The 16548-nt window shown below is 40.4% G+C and carries 12 protein-coding genes; 10 read left to right on the plus strand and 2 right to left on the minus strand.

Translation table 11 applies throughout. The annotated features are described in order from the left end of the window. Position 1 precedes the first annotated feature (1 nt). The 8 genes from sdhA to AC1M86_RS06695 all read left to right on the plus strand — a co-directional run bounded on the left by sdhA (position 2) and on the right by AC1M86_RS06695 (position 11713). A complete protein-coding gene (gene sdhA / locus AC1M86_RS06660; RefSeq protein ID WP_035268510.1) occupies positions 2-1900 on the plus strand; it encodes a succinate dehydrogenase flavoprotein subunit in 1899 nt (632 codons plus the stop codon). A gap of 14 nt (positions 1901-1914) precedes the next feature. Beyond that, complete coding sequence (locus AC1M86_RS06665) at positions 1915-2625, plus strand: succinate dehydrogenase iron-sulfur subunit (RefSeq protein WP_035268507.1); 711 nt, start codon at positions 1915-1917, stop codon at positions 2623-2625. A 739-nt stretch (positions 2626-3364) separates the two neighbouring features. After that, positions 3365-6187: a 2-oxoglutarate dehydrogenase E1 component gene (locus AC1M86_RS06670; RefSeq protein ID WP_481591793.1), complete on the plus strand. Its 2823-nt coding sequence runs from the start codon at positions 3365-3367 to the stop codon at positions 6185-6187. Between the two features lie 17 nt (positions 6188-6204). Beyond that, positions 6205-7425, plus strand: a complete 1221-nt coding sequence (gene odhB, locus AC1M86_RS06675; protein WP_035268505.1) for a 2-oxoglutarate dehydrogenase complex dihydrolipoyllysine-residue succinyltransferase — start codon at positions 6205-6207, stop codon at positions 7423-7425. A gap of 60 nt (positions 7426-7485) precedes the next feature. Then, on the plus strand, positions 7486-8919 hold the full coding sequence (gene lpdA, locus AC1M86_RS06680; protein ID WP_035268502.1) for a dihydrolipoyl dehydrogenase: 1434 nt from the start codon (positions 7486-7488) through the stop codon (positions 8917-8919). A 167-nt stretch (positions 8920-9086) separates the two neighbouring features. Continuing rightward, positions 9087-10253, plus strand: a complete 1167-nt coding sequence (gene sucC / locus AC1M86_RS06685; RefSeq protein ID WP_481593074.1) for an ADP-forming succinate--CoA ligase subunit beta — start codon at positions 9087-9089, stop codon at positions 10251-10253. Positions 10254-10265: 12 nt separating this feature from the next. Continuing rightward, entirely contained in the window at positions 10266-11156 is an 891-nt protein-coding gene (sucD, locus tag AC1M86_RS06690; RefSeq protein WP_035268498.1) for a succinate--CoA ligase subunit alpha, read from the plus strand. A 77-nt stretch (positions 11157-11233) separates the two neighbouring features. Then, the gene (locus AC1M86_RS06695) at positions 11234-11713 is read left to right on the plus strand and encodes a hypothetical protein (protein WP_481607585.1); all 480 of its coding nucleotides are present in this window, start codon (positions 11234-11236) and stop codon (positions 11711-11713) included. A 4-nt stretch (positions 11714-11717) separates the two neighbouring features. On the opposite strand, the gene rsmD is transcribed toward AC1M86_RS06695, so the two are convergent. Both rsmD and mrdA read right to left on the minus strand, forming a co-directional pair. After that, positions 11718-12269 carry a 16S rRNA (guanine(966)-N(2))-methyltransferase RsmD gene (gene rsmD, locus AC1M86_RS06700; RefSeq protein ID WP_035268497.1) on the minus strand — a complete coding sequence of 184 codons (552 nt, stop codon included), beginning with the start codon at positions 12267-12269 and terminating at the stop codon, positions 11718-11720. Further along, positions 12270-14342 carry a penicillin-binding protein 2 gene (gene mrdA / locus AC1M86_RS06705; RefSeq protein ID WP_481607586.1) on the minus strand — a complete coding sequence of 691 codons (2073 nt, stop codon included), beginning with the start codon at positions 14340-14342 and terminating at the stop codon, positions 12270-12272. A 236-nt stretch (positions 14343-14578) separates the two neighbouring features. On the opposite strand from mrdA, the gene AC1M86_RS06710 reads away from it, so the two are divergent. After that, positions 14579-15094: a hypothetical protein gene (locus tag AC1M86_RS06710; RefSeq protein WP_035268492.1), complete on the plus strand. Its 516-nt coding sequence runs from the start codon at positions 14579-14581 to the stop codon at positions 15092-15094. 64 nt (positions 15095-15158) lie between these two features. Then, complete coding sequence (locus AC1M86_RS06715; RefSeq protein ID WP_035268489.1) at positions 15159-16475, plus strand: DUF445 domain-containing protein; 1317 nt, start codon at positions 15159-15161, stop codon at positions 16473-16475. Positions 16476-16548 lie beyond the last annotated feature (73 nt).

A 16548-nucleotide genomic window follows, 5' to 3' on the forward strand; every position in this document is an offset into this window, starting at 1 on the left:
CATGGGCGCTATAAACCCTAAAGAAGATTATACAAATATTCCACACGAAACTTTCGATGCTGTCATCGTTGGTGGTGGTGGTTCTGGTATGCGTGCTTCTTACCAACTTGCTCAAGCTGGTTTGAAAGTTGCGGTATTGACTAAAGTATTCCCAACGCGTTCTCACACTGTAGCTGCACAGGGTGGTATTGGTGCTTCTCTTGGTAACATGCAAGAAGATAACTGGCACTACCATTTCTATGACACAGTAAAAGGTTCTGACTGGTTAGGTGACCAAGACGCAATTGAGTTTATGACTCGTGAAGCGCCACAAGTTGTATATGAACTTGAACATCTAGGTATGCCATTTGATCGTAACGCTGACGGCACAATTTACCAACGTCCATTCGGTGGTCACTCTGCGAACTATGGTGAAAAAGCAGTTCCTCGTGCTTGTGCTGCTGCCGACCGTACAGGTCACGCACTTCTTCACACGCTTTATCAAAGCAACGTGAAAATGGGTACACAATTCTTCGTAGAATGGATCGCGCTTGATTTGATCCGTAATGAAGCAGGTGATGTACTTGGTGTTACAGCAATTGACCAAGAAACAGGTAAAATTGCAGTATTCCAAGCGAAAGCAACATTGTTCGCAACGGGTGGTGCTGGTCGTGTTTACCGCGCATCTACAAACGCATATATCAACACTGGTGATGGTCTTGGTATGGCTGCTCGTGCAGGTATTCCATTACAAGATATGGAATTCTGGCAATTCCACCCAACGGGTGTTGCAGGCGCAGGCGTATTGTTAACTGAAGGTTGTCGTGGTGAAGGTGCAATCCTTCGTAACAAAGACGGCGAACCGTTTATGGAGCGTTATGCTCCAACTTTGAAAGACTTGGCACCACGTGACTTCGTATCACGTTCTATGGACCAAGAGATCAAAGAAGGCCGTGGTTGTGGTCCTAAAGGTGATTATATCCTTCTTGATATGACGCACTTGGGTGCTGATACGATCATGAAACGTCTTCCATCTGTATTTGAGATTGGTAAGAAGTTCGCGAACGTTGACATCACAAAAGAGCCAATTCCTGTTGTACCAACAATCCATTACCAAATGGGTGGTATTCCAACTAACATTCATGGTCAAGTTGTTGTTCCTGAATCGCGTGAAACTACTCCGCTAGAAGCACATTACGACAAAGACAGCGATACTTATTCTACCAATGCTGCGGATCGCAATTTCACTAAACCAGTGAAAGGTTTCTATGCGATTGGCGAATGTTCATGTGTGTCTGTACATGGTGCTAACCGTTTAGGTACAAACTCATTGCTTGACTTAGTTGTATTTGGTAAAGCTGCTGGCGAACATATCATTGACTATGTGACTAAGCATCACGGTGATGAATATGCGCCGCTTCCAACAACTGTGCTTCAGCAAACTGTCGAGCGTATCCGTCGCTTAGATGAGTCAACTTCTGGTGAGAATGCGCAAGAAGTTGCTGATGCAATTCGCGATATCGTTCAAGATCATGCAGGTGTATTCCGTACAACTGAACTTCTTGAAAAAGGTGTGAAAGAGATTCTGGCACTTGAGCCTCGTATCCGTAATATCCACTTAAAAGACAAATCAAAAGTATTTAATACTGCGCGTATTGAAGCACTTGAAGTGGAAAACTTATACGAAGTTGCAAAAGCAACCTTAATCTCTGCTGCTGCACGTAAAGAATGTCGTGGTGCGCATACTGTTGTAGATTTTGAAGAATCTCCAGATCATCCAGCATATCCTTACGGCCGTCGTGATGATGAGTGGATGAAGCATACTTTATGGTTCTCTGCTGATAACCGTCTTGAGTACAAGCCAGTACGTTACAAGCCTTTATCAGTTGATGCTATTCCACCTAAACCACGTACATTCTAATTGGGAGAAGTAAGATGAGTAGAGGTACTCGTACATTTAATATCTACCGCTACGATCCTGATAAGGATAAAGCACCGTACATGCAAACATTCAAGCTTGAGTTGACTGATAAGCACCGTATGTTGCTTGATGCGCTACTTGCATTGAAAGTTCAAGACGAAACTTTAACGTTCCGTCGTTCATGCCGTGAAGGTATTTGTGGTTCAGATGGTGTAAACATCAATGGTAAAAATGGTTTAGCGTGTCTTTGGAACCTAAACGATTTGCCAGAAGTAATTACTATTCGTCCATTACCAGGTCTTCCAGTAATCAAAGACTTGGTTGTAGACATGAATCAGTTCTATGATCAGTATGACAAAATTCAACCGTTCTTGATTAATAATCAACCTGCACCACCTAAAGAGCGTTTACAATCTCCAGAAGAGCGTGAGCATCTTGATGGTTTGTATGAATGTATTCTTTGTGCATGTTGTTCAACGTCTTGCCCATCATTCTGGTGGAACCCTGATAAATTCTTGGGTCCTTCAGCATTGTTGAATGCATATCGTTTCATTATTGATTCGCGTGATACTGCTACTCAAGACCGTTTGGCTCGTTTAGACGATCCTTTCAGTTTATTCCGTTGTAAAGGTATCATGAACTGTGTATCAGTATGCCCTAAAGGTCTAAATCCAACAAAAGCGATTGGTCACATTCGTAGCATGTTGTTAGATCAAGCTGGATAATGCTGTTCCAAAAAAAAGCACACTTAGGTGTGCTTTTTTTTTAATCAAAACTTGATGTTAAATTTAGTTTTCGAGATATTTTGGTTGAAGTGGTTAGATTTGCCCCAATCATAAAAAAATATGCACTTTAGGGATAAATGAAAACGTTTTGCATCTGCAAATATCTTTTTAAAATGTTAAGATATCGGTTTTATGATCCAAGTTGCATGTATTTAAATCTATAATTTTAGGCTTTAGTCTAATAATTATGAATTTTAATAGAATTTATCTAAATGCACCTTATATTATCTCAATGGTTTATAGTTGTATTTAGCTAATTTATGAATGGTATGTGTCAATAAAATCAGTTTGAAGTGAAGTTCATGGTAGGATTTGAACAAAATTTTTAGCATGAATATTATTCAATCTGTACATTAAATCAACATTTTGGTGGTTTGGTGTTAAGCTGAAAGCAGGGATAATGAAATTGAAAAGTTGCTTTAGAAAAGACTAATATTTTTATTTTTTTCTAAGTCAATTTGCAAAAATTGCTCGGTAATTTTATCGAGTATAAAGATGAGTGATGATGCCAATGAGGGCGTTATGATTCGTCATTGGTATTAGAAACTCTCTAATGCTATACGCCCCATGGTCTTTTGTACCAGATGGGTGAATGTCAATTTACCGATTTGGCATTATCAATCATGGGCGAGCTTAGAAAGCTCCCTGTAATGTTTTGCAATAGGAAATGGGTCCACAAATGCAAGAAGTTGCTGACGCATTGCGTCTTGACACTGAACTTTCCGCTGACAGTGCAGCGTATATTGAAGAACTTTATGAGCAGTATTTAGTTGCTCCAGAATCAGTCGGTGCTGATTGGCAAGAATACTTTGGTAAGTTCCCAAAAGGGGATCAACCACACAGCAATGTACGTGAGCAATTCCTTTTATTGGGTCGTAACTCAAACCGTATTCAGCCTGTCGTTCAAAGTTCAGTTAGTTCTGAGCACGAGCGTCGTCAGATTGGCGTATTACAATTAATCGCTGCATACCGTAACCGCGGTCATCAAAAAGCAAAATTAGATCCATTAGGTTTGGCAAAACGAGAAGAAGTGCCTGATCTTGATCTAGCGGCTCATGGTTTAACCAAATCTGACTTAGATACTGTATTCAATACAGGTAATCTTGCAATTGGCAAAACTGAAGCAACTTTAGGTGAAATGGTCAATGCGATGGAGGCGACGTATTGCGCTTCTATTGGTGTTGAATATATGCACATTGTTGACACTAAAGAGAAACGTTGGATTCAACAACGTCTTGAAGGTGTGAAAGGTCAATTTGGTTTTTCAGCAGAACAAAAGAAACATGTTCTTGAACGTTTAACTGCAGCTGAAGGCTTAGAGAAATACTTAGGCAATAAGTATGTTGGTGCTAAGCGCTTTGGTGTGGAAGGCGGTGAATCTTTCATTCCGATGGTTGATGCTGTTATTCAACGCGCAGGTTCTGTGGGATGTAAAGAAGTTGTGATCGGTATGCCACACCGTGGTCGTCTCAACTTGCTTGTCAATATCATGGGTAAAAACCCAGCAGATCTTTTCGGTGAATTTGAAGGTAAATCACTTCACAAGAAAGGTTCTGGTGACGTTAAGTATCACCAAGGTTTCTCGTCAAACGTAATGACTCCAGGTGGCGAAGTTCATTTGGCATTGGCATTTAACCCATCACACTTAGAAATCGTAGGGCCTGTAGTTGAAGGTTCAGTACGTGCTCGTCAAGTTCGTCGTAAAGACATTGGTGGTGATGATGTATTACCAGTAATCGTACATGGTGATGCTGCATTTGCTGGTCAAGGTGTGAACCAAGAAACCTTCCAAATGTCACAAACACGTGGTTATACGGTAGGTGGTACAGTTCATATTGTTGTCAATAACCAAGTTGGTTTTACAACATCAGATCCACGTGATGCACGTTCTACTGAATACTGTACTGATATCGCGAAAATGATTCAGGCACCAATCTTCCATGTGAATGGTGATGATCCTGAAGCTGTATTGTTTGTTGCTCAACTTGCACATGATTTCCGTCATACTTTCCGTAAAGACGTTGTTATCGATATGTTCTGTTACCGTCGTCGCGGTCACAATGAAGCAGATGAGCCAGCAGCAACTCAGCCAATGATGTATCAAGTCATTAATAAGAAAACGACGACTCGTGCATTATATGCTGACAAATTAGTACAAGAAGGTGTAATTGATCGTGCGACTGCAGATCAGATGATCGAAGATTACCGTGCTGATTTAGAAGCAGGTAAACATGTTGCTAATGCACTTGTACTTGAACCGAATAAAAAAATGTTCGTTGACTGGACGCCATACTTAGGTCACGAATACACTGACGTTTGGGATACTACTTTCCCTGAAGAGCGTTTAAAAGAACTTGGTCGCAAAATGCGTGAGCTTCCTGAAGGCTTCGTGATGCAGCGTCAAGTTTCTAAGGTGATCGATGATCGTCTTAAAATGCAAACTGGTGAAATGCCATTGAACTGGGGTGCAGCTGAGACTCTAGCTTATGCTTCGTTATTGGACGAGGGTTATCTTGTTCGTTTAACTGGTGAAGATGTTGGTCGTGGTACATTCTCGCATCGTCATGCGAAGCTTCATAACCAAGTAGACGGTTCGACGTATATTCCACTTTGCCATATTAAAGAAAATCAACCGCGTACAGCGATTTATGACTCATTATTGTCTGAAATGGCAGTATTGGCATTCGAATATGGTTATGCAACAACTCTACCTAAGAGCTTAATTATTTGGGAAGCACAATTTGGTGACTTCGCGAACTGTGCTCAAGTTGTTATTGACCAATTCATTGCTTCTGGTGAGACAAAGTGGGAGCGCGTTTGTGGTTTAACGATGCTTCTTCCACATGGTTTTGAAGGTCAAGGCCCAGAACACTCATCTGCACGTTTAGAGCGTTTCTTACAGCTATGTGCTGAAGAAAACATGCAAGTGATGACGCCTACAACTCCTGCACAGATTTTCCATGCTTTACGTCGTCAGGCGATTCGCCCAATTCGTAAACCAATGATTATCATGTCTCCAAAGTCATTATTACGTCACAAATTAGCGGTATCTAATCTTGATGAATTGGCGAACGGAACTTTCCAAACTGTGATTGATGAAGTTGATAACATTAATAAGTTGGATGTGACTCGTGTAGTGCTTTGCGGTGGTAAGGTTTATTACGATTTACTTGAAAAACGTCGTGAAAATGAATTGAACAACACTGCTATTGTTCGTGTTGAACAATTGTACCCATATCCAGAAGCACGTTTAGCGGAAGTACTTGCACAATATCCAAATATGAAAGAGCTTGTTTGGGCGCAAGAAGAACCGAAGAACCAAGGCGCATGGTTATTCATCGCACCACGTTTATACGAAGGTGTTATGAAGTCAGGTCAAAAAATTCAAATCAGCTATGCAGGACGTGAAGCATCTGCTGCACCGGCTTGTGGCTCACCATATTTACATGCAAAACAACAAGCACAACTCGTTAACGAAGCGCTTGCGATCGTAGCAGAATAATCAGGAGAATCTTAAGAATGGCAACCGAAATTAAAGCACCGGTATTCCCAGAGTCAGTTGCAGACGGAACAATTGCAACTTGGCACAAACAACCAGGTGAAGCGGTATCACGTGATGAAGTGATCTGTGATATCGAAACGGATAAAGTTGTACTTGAAGTTGTTGCTCCTGCAGATGGTACGATTGCAAATATCATCAAAGGCGAAGGCGACACAGTTCTTTCTGATGAAGTAATTGCTACATTTGAAGCAGGTGCTGTTTCTGGTGCTTCTCAAACTCAAGCTGTTCAATCTGAAGAGAAAGTTGAACAAGCTGCGGCTGCTACAGAAGCGGGTGCTGCTCCGGTTGTTGAACGTGCTCAAGCTCCTGTTCAAGACCAAGCTCCAGCTGTTCGTAAGGCATTAACTGAAACTGGTATCAATGCATCAGAAGTTTCAGGTACAGGTCGTGGTGGCCGTATCACTAAAGAAGATGTGGCGAATCACCAATCTAAACCTGCTGCTCCTGCTGCTGCACCATTAAGCGTAGCTGTAGGTGAGCGTATTGAAAAACGTGTTCCTATGACACGTCTTCGTAAGCGTGTGGCTGAGCGTTTACTTGCTGCAACGCAAGAAACAGCAATGTTAACGACGTTCAACGAAGTCAACATGAAGCCAATCATGGACATGCGCGCTCAGTACAAAGATGCTTTTGAAAAGCGTCATGGTGCTCGTTTAGGCTTTATGTCATTCTTTGTTAAAGCTGCAACTGAAGCACTTAAACGCTACCCAGCTGTAAATGCTTCAATTGATGGTGATGATATCGTTTATCACGGTTACTATGACATCGGTGTAGCGGTATCTTCTGACCGTGGTTTAGTAGTTCCAGTATTACGTGATACTGATCGCATGAACTATGCTGAAGTAGAAAATGGTATTCGTGATTACGCATTCAAAGCACGTGATGGTAAGCTCGGCATTGAAGATATGACAGGTGGTACATTCACGATCACTAATGGTGGTACTTTCGGTTCATTGCTTTCAACACCAATTTTAAATACGCCACAAACTGCAATTTTGGGTATGCATAAAATCCAAGAGCGTCCAATGGCGGTAAATGGTCAAGTTGAAATCTTACCAATGATGTATTTAGCGCTTTCTTATGACCACCGTTTAATTGATGGTAAAGAAGCAGTAGGTTTCCTTGTAACAATCAAAGAATTGTTAGAAGAACCAGCTAAACTTATCCTTGATCTTTAATTCTAAAAAATAAATCCATGGGCTTAGAGCGATCCTCTAGGCCCATTTTTGGAGAGAAGAATGTCTCAACAATTTGATTTAGTAGTAATCGGCGGTGGTCCAGGTGGTTATGAAGCTGCTATTCGTGCAGCACAACTGGGTTTCAAAGTTGCATGTATTGAAAAGCGTATTCATAAAGGAAAACCATCTTTAGGTGGTACTTGCTTGAACGTGGGTTGTATCCCATCTAAAGCACTTTTAGACTCTTCACATCGTTATGAAGATACTGTTCATCATTTAGATGATCATGGTATTACAACGGGCGAAGTGAAATTCGATCTTCAAAAGTTACTTGCTCGTAAAGATAAAATCGTCAACCAACTTACAATGGGTATCGATGGCCTATTGAAAGGTAACGGTATTGAATGGTTGCAGGGTACAGGTAAATTATTAGCTGGTAAAAAAGTTGAGTTTGTTCCACATGAAGGTGAAACTCAAATTTTAGAACCTAAATATGTCATTCTTGCCTCTGGTTCTGTTCCTGTAAATATTCCTGTTGCTCCTGTAGATCAAGATCTTATCGTTGATTCTACCGGTGCGCTTGAATTCCAAGAAGTACCTAAACGTTTAGGTGTAATTGGTGCAGGTGTCATTGGTCTTGAACTAGGATCAGTATGGCGTCGTTTGGGTGCAGAGGTTGTTGTTTTTGAAGCAATGGATGCATTTTTACCAATGGCTGATAAAGCTTTGGCTAAAGATTACCAAAAAGTATTAACGAAGCAAGGTCTTGATATTCGTGTTGGCGCAAAAGTAGCTGGTACAGAAATCAATGGTCGTGAAGTGACAGTTAAGTACACTCAAGGTGGCGAAGACAAAACTCAGACTTTCGACAAATTGATCGTTTGCGTGGGTCGTAAAGCGTATGCAGAAGGTTTATTAGCAGAAGATTCTGGCATTAAACTTACTGAACGTGGTTTGGTTGAAGTAAATGATTGGTGTGCAACTTCTGTTGAAGGTGTATATGCAATTGGTGACTTAGTACGTGGTCCAATGCTTGCACATAAAGCAATGGAAGAAGGCGTAATGGCTGTTGAACGTATTCATGGTCACGCAGCTCAAGTGAACTATGACACGATTATTTCTGTGATCTATACACACCCTGAAGCGGCGTGGGTTGGTTTAACAGAAGAACAAGCGAAAGAAAAAGGTCACGAAGTTAAAACAGGTCAATTTGGTTTCGCAGCGAATGGTCGTGCGATGGCAGCAGGAGAAAACGCTGGTTTCGTGAAATTTGTTGCTGACGCTAAAACGGATCGTTTGCTTGGTATGCACGTGATTGGACCTGCTGCGTCTGATATCGTTCACCAAGGTATGATCGCACTTGAATTTGTATCAAGCGTTGAAGATCTTCAATTAATGACATTTGGTCACCCAACATTCTCTGAAGTAGTTCATGAAGCTGCGCTAGCAGTAGATGGGCGAGCAATTCACGCGATTCAGCGTAAACGTAAATAACACAAAAAAGAGCGGCTGAGGCCGCTCTTTTTGCATTTGGTGGTTGTTTTTGTTTGAATAATCATCTAAAACTAGAATACTAAATTTAATAAATGCCAATATTTATTGCGAAGGAAGTTTAAATATTGGTGTGTCATAAAAAGTGAAAAGTAGTAAAAGGTAAAACAATGAATTTACACGAGTATCAGGCGAAATCGCTGTTAAAAAAATATGGTATGCCAGTTCAGGAAGGCATCATCGCTACAAATGCAGAGGAAGCAGTAAAAGCATTTGAACAGCTAGGCGGCAAATTCGCTGTTATGAAAGCACAAGTACATGCCGGTGGGCGTGGAAAAGCTGGCGGCGTTAAAGTCGTTAAGTCAGCTGATGAAGCAAAAGAATATGCTTCGCAAATTATTGGTACTCGTTTAGTTACATATCAAACGGATGCAAATGGGCAACCAGTTAACAGTGTACTCGTTGCAGAAGATGTCTATCCAGTTGAGCGTGAATTGTATTTAGGCGCAGTTGTTGATCGTTCATCACGTCGTATTACTTTCATGGCTTCTACTGAAGGTGGTGTCGAAATTGAAAAAGTCGCTGAAGAAACTCCAGAAAAAATTATTAAAGTTGAAGTAGATCCATTGGTTGGCTTACTTCCTTTCCAAGCTCGTGAAGTCGCTTTTGCTTTAGAGCTGAAAGATAAACAGATTAATCAATTTGTTAAAATTATGTCTGCAGCTTATCAAGCGTTCGTAGAAAATGATTTCGCATTGTTTGAAATTAATCCATTGTCAGTCCGTGAAAATGGTGAAATTTTGTGTGTTGATGCCAAGGTCGGTATTGATTCGAATGCTTTATATCGTTTGCCAGAAGTTTCAGTTTTAAGAGATAAATCGCAAGAAAATGAGCGTGAGCTCAAGGCATCTGAGTTTGACCTTAACTATGTTGCTTTAGAAGGTAATATTGGTTGTATGGTGAATGGAGCAGGTCTTGCAATGGCAACCATGGACATCATTAAACTCTATGGTGGTCAACCAGCAAACTTCTTGGATGTAGGTGGTGGCGCAACCAAAGAGCGTGTAATTGAAGCATTCAAGATCATTTTAGCGGATCAGTCAGTACAAGGTGTGCTGATCAATATCTTCGGTGGTATTGTGCGTTGTGACATGATTGCTGAAGCAATTATTGCAGCGGTTCAAGAAGTAAATGTAACAGTGCCTGTTGTTGTTCGCTTAGAAGGGAATAATGCAGAACTAGGTGCAAAATTACTTGATGAATCTGGTCTTAAACTAATTTCTGCAAACGGCTTATCTGATGCCGCAGAAAAAATTGTTGCTGCAGTAAAAGCATAAGGAGTATCAATCATGAGCGTATTAATTAATAAAGACACTAAAGTATTGGTACAAGGTTTTACGGGTAAAAATGGTACATTCCACTCAGAACAAGCTTTGGCTTATGGTACTAAGGTTGTGGGCGGTGTGACTCCAGGTAAAGGCGGTCAAACTCATTTAAATCTACCTGTATTCAATACAATGAAAGATGCAGTGAAAGAGACTGGTGCTGATGCATCGGTCATTTACGTTCCAGCACCATTTGTATTGGATTCTATCGTTGAAGCAGTTGACTCTGGCGTTGGACTGATTGTTGTTATCACTGAAGGTGTACCAACCATTGATATGCTGAAAGCGAAACGCTATCTAGAAACCAATGGAAATGGCACTCGCTTAGTGGGTCCAAACTGTCCAGGTGTTATCACGCCGGGTGAATGTAAGATTGGTATTATGCCAGGACATATTCATCAGCCAGGACGAATCGGTATTATTTCGCGTTCTGGTACGTTGACCTATGAAGCTGTTGCACAAACTACGAAGTTAGGATTAGGTCAATCAACGTGTATCGGTATTGGTGGAGATCCAATCCCTGGTATGAATCAGATTGATGCTTTGAAACTGTTCCAAGATGATCCAGACACAGATGCAATTATTATGATTGGCGAGATTGGTGGTACAGCTGAAGAAGAAGCAGCAGAATATATCCAATCAAATGTGACCAAACCTGTTGTTGGTTATATTGCTGGTGTGACTGCACCGAAAGGTAAGCGAATGGGTCATGCTGGTGCTATTATTTCAGGTGGTAAAGGAACGGCAGAAGAAAAATTCGCTGCGTTTGAACGTGCTGGAATGGCATATACACGTAGCCCAGCTGAACTTGGTTCAACGATGCTAGAAGTACTTAAAGAAAAAGGCCTAGCTTAATGCTTTAAGTAAAAAAGCCTCCTGAGTGGAGGCTTTTTTTCATAAATAATAATAAGATATAGAAACGTAAAATTAATATGATTCAAAATTTAAAACTTTATTTACAAGCTTTGATGATTTTTTCTATTTCTGCCGTTCACGCGAATTCCTTGGATCATGATGAAAATACGAATGATCAAAATCTCATTTTTAATTTTTTTGAAGCTCAGCAAGAACTTCACTATGAGCCTGCCATAGAAGATTTAAATAGTGAACAGACCAAGATTGCAGAATTAAATGAGAAAGAATATTCGAGATTTGATGTATTGACGCATTCAATTTTTCAATCCGAACGTATTCAATTTTTTAATTTCACGGCTTTTGATCGGAATGAATTGAAGAATAAACTTGATACAGGTCATTTTGACTTATCAAATCTGGAACAATTAAGCATTACGTTTGGATATGGTGTTGAGTATTTGCTGAAACAGAATCAAACGATAGGGTACGAGTTTTTATCCTCGTTTCCCTACGATCGAGGCAGATTGATTCGGATTTTTTGGAATCAGACATTTTAAATGTCTAATCTATTTTTCGATAAAGGCCTGATTTAACTGTTCCAGCTTTGGTTTCTTTTATGAGGTGCCATGAAGAAGGTAGATTAAGTGATGACAATGGTTGATCGGCTTCGACATAAATAAATGCATCTGCTTTGAGTTTTGGGTCAATCAATGAAGCCAACTCCTCCCAAAGATTTAAACTATAGGGAGGATCTAAAAAAACTACATCGAATTGATTGTTTGAGAGTTGTTTTAGCGCGATTTGGGCAGTGCTTTGAATCAGTTTTGCATTATTCACATTTAAAAGCGCTAAGTTTGATTTTAAAAATTTATTTTGCTCTAAATTAGGTTCGATCATCGTGACATGAGCTGCCCCTCGAGATAGCGCTTCAAAACCTAATGCACCAGATCCAGCGCAAACATCTAGCACCTGCGCTTGTTGAATATCCCACATTAACCAATTAAATAAAGTTTCGCGTACACGATCTGGTGTTGGTCTTAAACCCTCAATAGTGGCAAAAGGTAATACACGGCGTTTCCATTCACCACCAATGATGCGGAGTTGATTTTTCATTTATTGACTCGTGTTACGTTGAGTGTCAGTGTTTGCATTCGTTGCATTCGTTGCATTCGTTGCATTCGTTGCATTCGTTGCATTCGTTGCACTGTTGCTGTTACGTGATGTTTGGAGTTCACGAGGAAGTGCATTTGGATCGGCTGACAAATTAGTAGATCCGCTAGGTAATTCACCAGGCTTAATGCCTGCTGTCATTAAGCCGCCGCTGACAATATGATTCATCGGCTTTATTGGCTTACGATCACGATGGAGTAACCAATAATCTAATACAGGACGTGCGAGCGCGGTTGCTCCTGAACCTCCACGACCATTTTCCCATATCACTGCAATCGCTATTTCTGGGTTGTCGGCAGGGGCGAAGCCTACAAATAAGCCGTGATCGAGTTGACGTTCAGTTAATAAAGCTTCGTTATACTTTTTACCTTGCGCAATACTCTTGACCTGAGCGGTACCTGTTTTACCCGCAATTTGATATTGCAGTCCACCACGAATCCCTTTACCTGTTCCAGATTGGATCACATCCACCATGGCATCACGCATCTTAATCCAATCTTCATCAGTACCATTGAAGGCAATTTTATAATCTGGTGCATTGTGGACTTTGAATTGCTTTGTTCCTTTGGTTTCACGCAATACATGCGGTGTAACATGGGCGCCATGATTTGCGGTAATTGCAGTTGCCATCGCGAGTTGTAAAGGGGTAGAAGTGAATGCACCTTGCCCAATACTGACTGAGATTGTTTCACCTTTGAGCCATTTAGAATTGCGAGTACGCATTTTCCATTCTGGCGAAGGATACAAGCCTGTGCTTTCGCTAGGAAGGTCTACACCCGTTTTCTCACCAAATCCAAACTGACGCATCCATGTGTTCATACGATCAATCCCCATCTGGTAAGAAAGAACGTAATAGTAAGTATCACAAGAGACAACAATGGATTTATGCATATTGACTACACCATGCCCCGTTTTTTTCCAGTCGCGGAATTTGTGAGAGTCTCCTGGTAAGTGGAAATAACCTGGATCTGAAATAGCAGTTGACCAATCGACAATACCGTAGTGAATACCCCCTAATGCAGCCATAGGCTTAATGGTAGAACCTGGTGGATAGGTCCCTTGAACTGCGCGGTTATACAACGGCTGATCTAAATTGTCACGCAGTGCACTATAGTCTGTATGACTGATACCAGTCACGAATAAATTGGGGTTGAAACTCGGACTCGAAACTAGTGCCAAAATTTCACCTGTACGTGGATCCATTGCAACAATTGCACCACGACGCCCCGCAAGTTGCTCAGCAGCTACTGTTTGGAGACCATAATCAAGTGATAAATAGAGGTCATTACCGCGTACAGAATCTTTACGCCCTAACTTCCGTAAGACATTACCAAATGCATCTGTCTCAATAGATTCAAAGCCAGGTGAACCATGCAACAGGTCTTCGTAAAATTTTTCTACGCCAATTTTACCGATCAGGTTTGTGCCTGCGTAAGCATCTTTATCAATGCTTTTAAGTTCTTTATCATTAATACGACCGACATACCCAATAACATGGGCAAATAATTCACCATGTGGGTAATAACGCGTCATTTGGGTTTCAATGGAAACACCAGGAAATTTAAACTTTACTTCGCTAAATTTAGCGATATCTGTTTCAGTTAAGTTTAGTTTAAGCGTTACACGTTCAGTCTTTTTTGCGGTTTTTACACGACTCATGAAGCGTTCAATGTCTTCTTCGCTCAAGTCAATAATCTTTCTAAGGCGTTCTACCGTGTCTTCAATATCAGGCACATCCGCTTTACTTAATGTAGCCGTAAAAACTGGATAATTGTCAGCCAGTAGAATGCCGTTACGATCAAAAATATAACCGCGGGCAGGGGAAATCGGTTGTAAACGAATTCGGTTTTTGTCCGATGCATCTTTAAACTGGTCGTAATGCACAATTTGCAAATAAGCATATCGAGACAATAGAACAAGTAAAAAAAATATTACCACGCAAATAGCAAACACCACTCGACTACGAAAAATTCGCTTTTCTTGTTGTACATTCTTCAGTGGGAACTGCTGCTTCATAGATCTTTACTTTTTTGCGGGTAAAAGCTGACTTTATATCAAAGTATTTTAACTCAGATTGACTATAAAATTTGTAAAATTAATAAATAGTTCGTATGTTATAAAAATTAAAATTTGACCAAATAGACACTAATTTTAAAGCTTGTTGTATATAAGAACGAAAATTATTCTGTTAAAGTCGAATCACTATGGATGAATAATAATATTGTTCTCAGTTTGAGAAAATGGAGAAAATAATGAGAAAAATCGTTTCCTTTGCTGTCATGATGTGGGTAGGGAATTTAGCATACGCAGATTTTTCATCGTTTTATCCTGAAGCAAAATTGAAACCAGAACAATTTTCTAAAATAAATGTGGGTGCTGGTGTTACACAACGGTTAGCGCATGGGAATTTAGAATACGTCACTCCATACGGTATTGGATACGGAAAGCTTGGCGCTTTCTTAAATGACGACCACGATGTGGGTGCTCAAGTCGGTTTTCGTTACCCAATAATTCTCGGAACTAAGGACTTAAATGGATTTTATTTAGGTGCATTTGCTGGTCATCTAAAATCAAAAACAGTCAATGGTGAAAAGGAATCTCAACTCGGTGGTGGTATAGATTTATCTTATGTCATGCTGAATAAAGAAAGAATTAGTACATTTAGTGTAGGGATAAAAGCAGGAGAGGAAATCACGCAAGGAAACCAAGTGATTTTTGAAACTAAACCAGAACTACAGTTTGCTTACACCTTAAGTGTAGGATTTTAGAAAGCTTTATGGTTTTATACCTCAAGTTCGACTGCAATTAGATATATGAATATGAGAGTCATGAATGTTTGGATATGTGAGTGATTTGTGGCAAGCCTTCGTCAATCGACCTGATTTTTATGCAGTACTGAGTATTATCCCAGTAACCGCATTTGTGACTTGGGCTCACGTCTGGATGGCACTCAAGATGGTGTTTTATCCAATTAAGTTTTGGGGTTTTCACTTAGGTCCGCTTCCGGTGGGATGGCAAGGAATTGTTCCACGTAAGGCAGGACGTATATCGGGTATTATTACCGACAATACACTATCAAAACTTGGCTCCTTACGAGAGTTCTTAGATGCGATGGATCCCGAGGATACTGCTCGTATCATTGGTGAACAGGTTGGCTTTGAGTTAGAGCACTTAATTGATGAAGTGATGATGGATCGCAATGCGGTTCTATGGGAAAACTTACCTTACTCAATCAAGAGACGTATTTATGCGCAAGCACATAAGCAACTTCCAAATGTTTTGAAAGAGCTCGTAACCGAATTAACTTTAAATGTTGAGTCGCTCGTGGATATGCGTGCGATGGTAGTGAGTCAAATGGAAGGCGACCGTCAATTGATGGTCAATATGTTCCTAAAAGTGGGTCAAAAAGAAATTAACTTCATTTGGCATATCAGTGCATTAATCGGTATGTTCTTCGGTATCTTCCAAATGATCGTTTGGTTTGTGGTGCCTTGGCATTGGACTGTACCATTCTGGGCAGCAATTTGGGGCTTTTTAACAAATTGGATTGCAATTTGGATGGTATTTAATCCAGTTGAACCACACTATATACGTTATCCACAATTCTTTGAATTAACGAAAGATCGTAAATTCCCTTGGATAAAACCTGTCATTCCACGCATTGGTTCTTATAATATTCAAGGTGCGTTTATGAAGCGCCAAGAAGAAGTATCTGATGTATTTGCCCGTGTAGTGACTGAAGATTTGATTACATTGAAATCTATTATGATGGAAATGATGTATGGTGGAAAAAAAGACAAAACACGCCGTATTGTTAAACGTCATATCAATGAAATCATGGAAACACCATTGGTTCGTACATCATTACAGCTATCTTTAGGTCCAAAAGAGTATGCAAAACTCAAGACAGACTTGATCGATCGCTCAATTGAAATTACGATGGTGCCTGTATGCGACCCAGCTTTTAATGCGAGCCGCGCACAGAAAATCTATCAAATGTTTAAAGAACGTATCCGTGAATTAACCCCGCGCGAGTTTCAAAATCTATTACGTCCTGCATTCCAGGAAGACGAATGGATCTTAATTGTGCTAGGTGGGGTAACAGGTTTCTTCGCGGGTCTGATTCATTTATTTGTGGCTTTCTTATAAATAGATGCTGGATTGGTGCCTACCAAAGACATTAACCAAGTATCGTCGATATAGTTAAAATGAGGATGTTTAT

The organism is Acinetobacter sp. ANC_7654 (genome assembly GCF_056779855.1).

Bases quoted from the DNA above. Each gene is read 5' to 3' on its own strand.
- sdhA (WP_035268510.1), top strand. From the start codon at position 2: ATGGGCGCTATAAACCCTAAAGAAGATTATACAAATATTCCACACGAA.
- AC1M86_RS06665 (WP_035268507.1), top strand. From the start codon at position 1,915: ATGAGTAGAGGTACTCGTACATTTAATATCTACCGCTACGATCCTGAT.
- AC1M86_RS06670 (WP_481591793.1), top strand. From the start codon at position 3,365: ATGCAAGAAGTTGCTGACGCATTGCGTCTTGACACTGAACTTTCCGCT.
- odhB (WP_035268505.1), top strand. From the start codon at position 6,205: ATGGCAACCGAAATTAAAGCACCGGTATTCCCAGAGTCAGTTGCAGAC.
- lpdA (WP_035268502.1), top strand. From the start codon at position 7,486: ATGTCTCAACAATTTGATTTAGTAGTAATCGGCGGTGGTCCAGGTGGT.
- sucC (WP_481593074.1), top strand. From the start codon at position 9,087: ATGAATTTACACGAGTATCAGGCGAAATCGCTGTTAAAAAAATATGGT.
- sucD (WP_035268498.1), top strand. From the start codon at position 10,266: ATGAGCGTATTAATTAATAAAGACACTAAAGTATTGGTACAAGGTTTT.
- AC1M86_RS06695 (WP_481607585.1), top strand. From the start codon at position 11,234: ATGATTCAAAATTTAAAACTTTATTTACAAGCTTTGATGATTTTTTCT.
- rsmD (WP_035268497.1), bottom strand. From the start codon at position 12,269: ATGAAAAATCAACTCCGCATCATTGGTGGTGAATGGAAACGCCGTGTA.
- mrdA (WP_481607586.1), bottom strand. From the start codon at position 14,342: ATGAAGCAGCAGTTCCCACTGAAGAATGTACAACAAGAAAAGCGAATT.
- AC1M86_RS06710 (WP_035268492.1), top strand. From the start codon at position 14,579: ATGAGAAAAATCGTTTCCTTTGCTGTCATGATGTGGGTAGGGAATTTA.
- AC1M86_RS06715 (WP_035268489.1), top strand. From the start codon at position 15,159: ATGTTTGGATATGTGAGTGATTTGTGGCAAGCCTTCGTCAATCGACCT.